The organism is Rhizobium sp. SEMIA 4085 (assembly GCF_013004495.1).
Taxonomy (GTDB): domain Bacteria; phylum Pseudomonadota; class Alphaproteobacteria; order Rhizobiales; family Rhizobiaceae; genus Rhizobium; species Rhizobium gallicum.
This window is the reverse complement of the sequence record NZ_JABEPH010000432.1, coordinates 1-4,416: the sequence shown is the minus strand read 5'-3', so window position 1 is coordinate 4,416 and position 4,416 is coordinate 1. Positions and strand designations below refer to the sequence as shown.

Here is a 4,416-nt window from a genome sequence, read left to right as displayed (position 1 = left end):
TTATCAGCCGTGGCTAACCGCCCTGTCCACGAAGATCGAAGCTCGCAACCCAGAAGCCGTTCGACGTTAGATCTCGGATCGTCTCGAAATATTTCTCAATGTATTCGTTGCGTCCCTGCAGGATGACGACCGTGCCTTTTGCAACGGGGGCATCGGAGCGGAACACCGCATGGCGCAGCTTCCAGCCGTCATGCGTCTCGAAATAGCCTTCGGTACGGTTTTCCGGGACGGGATTGTCAGGTGTCGAAATAAGGACGCTGTCCATGAGCCGCTGCTTTCGATGCCGCCTTGAGTCTAGGGGATAATGCACGCAGAGGGAAAATCAACTGTTAAGCGCGGAGCGAATAAAAAGAGACCGGCGGGGCGATTTGAGGGGTGCCCGGCGCCGGCCGTAAAATCGGACTGAAGAAGAAGGGACGATGCACTTCAGCCATCGGGCGGTTTAATCCCCCGACAGTTACTACTTCTACAGAGGTGCTGCTGAACGCATGCCGAACCTCGTGTTCATGCCCCGTTCACCTAGTTGCAAAAGGGTCTTGAACTGCCGAAAGTCGATCACCATCTGAATTCTGCGGGTGCCAAACGGGTCCGCTTAACCGTCCCGAAGCTGCCGAATATGGGGTTTCAGGGGCAATTATCGCAACACGTCGCTTCCTTAAGGAGGACATCATGCGTCACGTCGACTTTTCTCCACTTTATCGTTCGACCGTCGGTTTCGACCGTCTCTTCACCATGCTCGACAGCCTGGCTCAGCCGGATCAGGGCAATACCTATCCGCCCTACAATATCGAGCGCACCGGTGAGAACACCTATCGCATCACCATGGCCGTTGCCGGTTTCGACGAAAGCGAAATCTTGATCGAGGCTCAAGCTCACGCACTGACCGTCAAGGGCGTAAAGAGCGAAGACAACGCCGAGGGCAGCGAGTTCCTCTATCGCGGCATTGCCAAGCGCGCCTTCGAGCGCCGCTTTCAGCTCGCCGATCATGTCGAGGTGACCGCCGCTTCGCTGAAGAACGGCCTGCTTCATATCGACCTTCTTCGCAGCATCCCCGAAGCCATGAAGCCGCGCAAGATCGCGATTGCCGCAGAGCCGGTAAGCGCGCCGAAGGCTATCGAGGCTCAGGTCGCCAACTAATCGATCCCCTTCCAGGATAGGAAAAGACAGGCGGCGCTCCGTTGGGGCGCCGCCTTTTTGTTGGCTGCAGATCAGGCTGGGCTCGCAGCCTCTTCGGCTTCCTCTTTTGTTATCCGATGCGCAGCCGCTGCGGCATATTTTTGCGCGATCACCGCGCAGACCATCAGCTGGATCTGATGGAAGAGCATCAGCGGCAGAACGATGGCACCGATCGACTGGCCGGCGAAGATGACGCCTGCCATCGGCACGCCACTTGCCAGGCTCTTCTTCGAGCCGCAGAAGGTGATGGTGATCTCGTCGGCCTTGTTGAAGCCGAGAAGGCGGCTGCCGTGCATGGTGAGCAAAAGGACGATTGCGAGCAGCAACATGTCGAGCAAGACGACGACCCCGATGTCTCTTACTGAGAATGTATGCCACAGGCCCTCGACGACCGCCGTGCTGAAGGCGAGATAGACGACCATCAGGATCGATCCGCGATCGACCGGCATCAGGATTTTCTTCTTCGCGCGGATCCAATTGCCTATCCAGGGCTGCAGGATCTGGCCTGCCACGAAGGGAGCAAGCAATTGCAGCAGGATCTGCTCCAGCGCGTCCCAGGAAAAGCCGCCATGGCCGCCGACGGCAAAGAGCAGGCCGACGAGAAGCGGCGTCAGGAACATGCCGAAGATGTTGGAAGCGGAGGCAGAGCAAATGGCGGCCGGCACATTGCCGCCTGCCATCGAGGTAAAGGCGATCGAGGATTGCACCGTGGATGGCAGGACGCACAGGAAAAGGATGCCGAGGTAAAGCGGCTGCGGCAGGATCGAATCCGGGATGAGGCCGAGCGCCATGCCGAGTAGCGGAAAGATGGCGAATGTCGTCAGAAGGATGACGACGTGCAGCCGCCAGTGCAGGATGCCTGCAATGACGACGTCGCTGGATAGCCGGGCGCCATGCAGGAAGAACAGCAGGGCTATGGCAAGTCCGGTGGCGACGCCGAAATAATCCGCGAAAATGCCGCTTGCCGGAAGCAGCGAGGCAAGAATGACGGTTAAAACGAGCAGGATCGTGAAGGTATCGGGCAAGAAGCGGCGCATGATGCTTCCTCGGCATTTTCAGAATTTCGTTGTTTTGTCACCCATTATGAATCAGGATGCAAGAAATAACAGTTATCGCGAAGTGGGATGTCAATGCTTGATCTGACGCAGTTGCGCAGCTTCGTTGCCGTCGAGCAGATGGGCAGTTTCACGCTCGCCGCAGAGCGTTTGGGTCTCGGTCAATCGACCGTCAGTCAGCACGTCCAGCGGCTGGAAACTTCACTCGGGCGAAGGCTTCTCGCGCGCGACACCCACAAGGTCGTGCTCACCGGAGATGGCGAGGCGCTGCTGTCGCATGCGCGCCTGATGCTTTCGATCGAAGGGCAGGTTCAATCGCTTTTCAAGGAGAGCAGTCTGCGCGGCCGCCTCCGCCTCGGGGTCTCGGAAGATTTTGTGACCAGCCAGCTCCCGGCCGTGCTGGAGGATTTCGTGCGGTCGCATCCATCGGTCGATCTGGAGTTGACAGTCGCGTTGTCGGGTGCGCTTTACGAGATGCAGGACAATGGCGAGATCGATCTTGTGCTTGCCAAACGCCGGCTCGGCGATGCCCGCGGCCGGCTTGTCTATCGCGAGCCGCTGGTCTGGCTGGCGCGCGATCCCGACCATGTGCTCGCACAAGCGCCGCTGCCGCTGATCGCCTTTCCGCCGCCAAGCGTGACGCGCAGTATTGCGCTCGAGGCCCTCAGCCGAATGCAGGTGCCTTGGCGGATCGTCTGCACCTGCGGCAGCCTGAGCGGACTTACGGCCGCGGCGCGGGCAGGAATGGGAGTACTGGTGCAGCCGCGCAGCATGGCCCCTTCGGGATTGAAAGAGATCGGCACGGCAAGGCTGCCGCTGCTGGAGGATGTGGAATTCGTGCTCGTGCCGCGCAAAGGGGCCGATCAGGCGCTGGTGTCGGCGCTTTCGGAGGACATTCTTGGGAAGGTGCGGGGTCTGCGATCGGGCGCACAAAAATAGAAACCCGCCGGGCGGCGGGTTTCGGTTGCTTGCCGATCAAGTTTCGGTTGCCTGCGATCAATAGGGCGAAACGCACTGCCGGCGCGGGCCATAGTATGGCTGGAACGTATTGTCCCAGGCCCTATAGGAGCGATATCGGCTGTAGCACCAGCTCGTATGACCGTTGCCGCCGTAAGCATAGGAGGACGGTGGGCCATAGTAGCCTGGCTGAGCCAACGCACCGCCGACGATCGCGCCGAGCGCCAATCCGCCGATGATTGCGGCCGCGTCGTTGTCATTGTCATAATCGCGGTAGCGGCGGCCATAATATCTGTTGTAGCGATAACCACGAGAACCGCCATAGTATGCGCCGCGATTGCTACGCATACTCTTAAGATAGCGGCGCCTAGCAAAATTGCTCCATCCGCTCCAGTCGCGATCCCGAACCTGCTCTATGTTCGATACGACTTTCGGCTTTTCGAGATTGATCGCAGGAAATGCCTCGGCAGGCGGAACACTGGTCAAGGCAGTCACAGCTGAGATGAGCACGACAGCTAACTTTTTCATGGCTTTTCACCTTTCTAGCTATCAATGAAGTTGTTCCTGAAAAGTTCCAGCAGCAGTGGACGAATTTTAAGCGGCGGTCGCTGTCAGCGGTTAACCGGTTGCCTGCCATTTTAAGCCCCTCTCAACCTTGTCGCTTAGCTATTTGGTTAGATTCCGGCTTCTACGTTAGAAGCCAATCTGGTCGTCGTTCGGGGCAAGAAAGGACGGACCGATGATGTATGGCGCACTATTCGTATCCGGGCTGGTGGCCTGTGTAATGATGATCCTCGTGATCGGGCACGAAGCGGAAAAGGCGGATCACGGTGCCCCGCAATCTGCCGTCTATGGCCATCAGAACTAGGTGCTGCCGGGTTTTATGCCGCCAGGCACTTCAAGAAGCCGTCGACATCGGCTTTTGTCGTGGCGAAGCTGGTGACGAGACGGATCAGCGTCTCGTTGTCGTCGACGAGGTCAGGCGTTGCGGCCGGAATCGGCCACTCGTAGAACGTCGCCCCCCTATGTTCAGCAGTTCTCGCCGCGCCCTTGGTGACGACGGCGAGGACTTCGTTGGAGGCGGTGGGCCAGGCGGGCCTGGCGGTCTGTCCGGGGCCAGGGCAGCAAGGGAGGGCAACAGCCCGGCTGTTCGGGCGGCGGGGAGGAGGCAGAGAGGGATCGTGTGCAAAATAAGCGGCAGACGGGATGTGTGCTGAGGGAGACGGGG

5 protein-coding genes and 2 pseudogenes are annotated in these 4,416 nt (G+C 59.1%); 3 read left to right on the top strand and 4 right to left on the bottom strand.

What is annotated here, in order from left to right; translation table 11 throughout:
- Positions 1 to 16 precede the first annotated feature (16 nt).
- Positions 17 to 265 (bottom strand): annotated as a pseudogene (locus tag C9413_RS28410) (alpha/beta hydrolase); the annotation flags it as partial.
- 404 nt (positions 266 to 669) lie between these two features.
- On the opposite strand from C9413_RS28410, the gene C9413_RS28405 reads away from it, so the two are divergent.
- A complete protein-coding gene (locus tag C9413_RS28405) occupies positions 670 to 1,137 on the top strand; it encodes an Hsp20 family protein (protein WP_039846087.1) in 468 nt (155 codons plus the stop codon).
- Between the two features lie 71 nt (positions 1,138 to 1,208).
- On the opposite strand, the gene C9413_RS28400 is transcribed toward C9413_RS28405, so the two are convergent.
- Positions 1,209 to 2,213 carry a bile acid:sodium symporter family protein gene (locus C9413_RS28400; RefSeq protein WP_039846086.1) on the bottom strand — a complete coding sequence of 335 codons (1,005 nt, stop codon included), beginning with the start codon at positions 2,211 to 2,213 and terminating at the stop codon, positions 1,209 to 1,211.
- A 93-nt stretch (positions 2,214 to 2,306) separates the two neighbouring features.
- Here C9413_RS28400 and C9413_RS28395 point away from each other — a divergent pair, with 93 nt between their 5' ends.
- Positions 2,307 to 3,170, top strand: coding sequence for a LysR substrate-binding domain-containing protein (locus C9413_RS28395; protein ID WP_039846992.1), 864 nt, complete (start codon positions 2,307 to 2,309; stop codon positions 3,168 to 3,170).
- A gap of 57 nt (positions 3,171 to 3,227) precedes the next feature.
- Here C9413_RS28395 and C9413_RS28390 read toward each other — a convergent pair whose 3' ends face one another.
- A complete protein-coding gene (locus C9413_RS28390; protein WP_039846085.1) occupies positions 3,228 to 3,716 on the bottom strand; it encodes a BA14K family protein in 489 nt (162 codons plus the stop codon).
- A gap of 211 nt (positions 3,717 to 3,927) precedes the next feature.
- Between C9413_RS28390 and C9413_RS34300 the strand changes: the two genes are divergently transcribed.
- Positions 3,928 to 4,056 carry a hypothetical protein gene (locus C9413_RS34300; RefSeq protein ID WP_267285075.1) on the top strand — a complete coding sequence of 43 codons (129 nt, stop codon included), beginning with the start codon at positions 3,928 to 3,930 and terminating at the stop codon, positions 4,054 to 4,056.
- Positions 4,057 to 4,069: 13 nt separating this feature from the next.
- Here the strand turns inward: C9413_RS34300 and C9413_RS33915 are convergent.
- A pseudogene (locus tag C9413_RS33915) lies at positions 4,070 to 4,416 on the bottom strand (low specificity L-threonine aldolase); the annotation flags it as partial.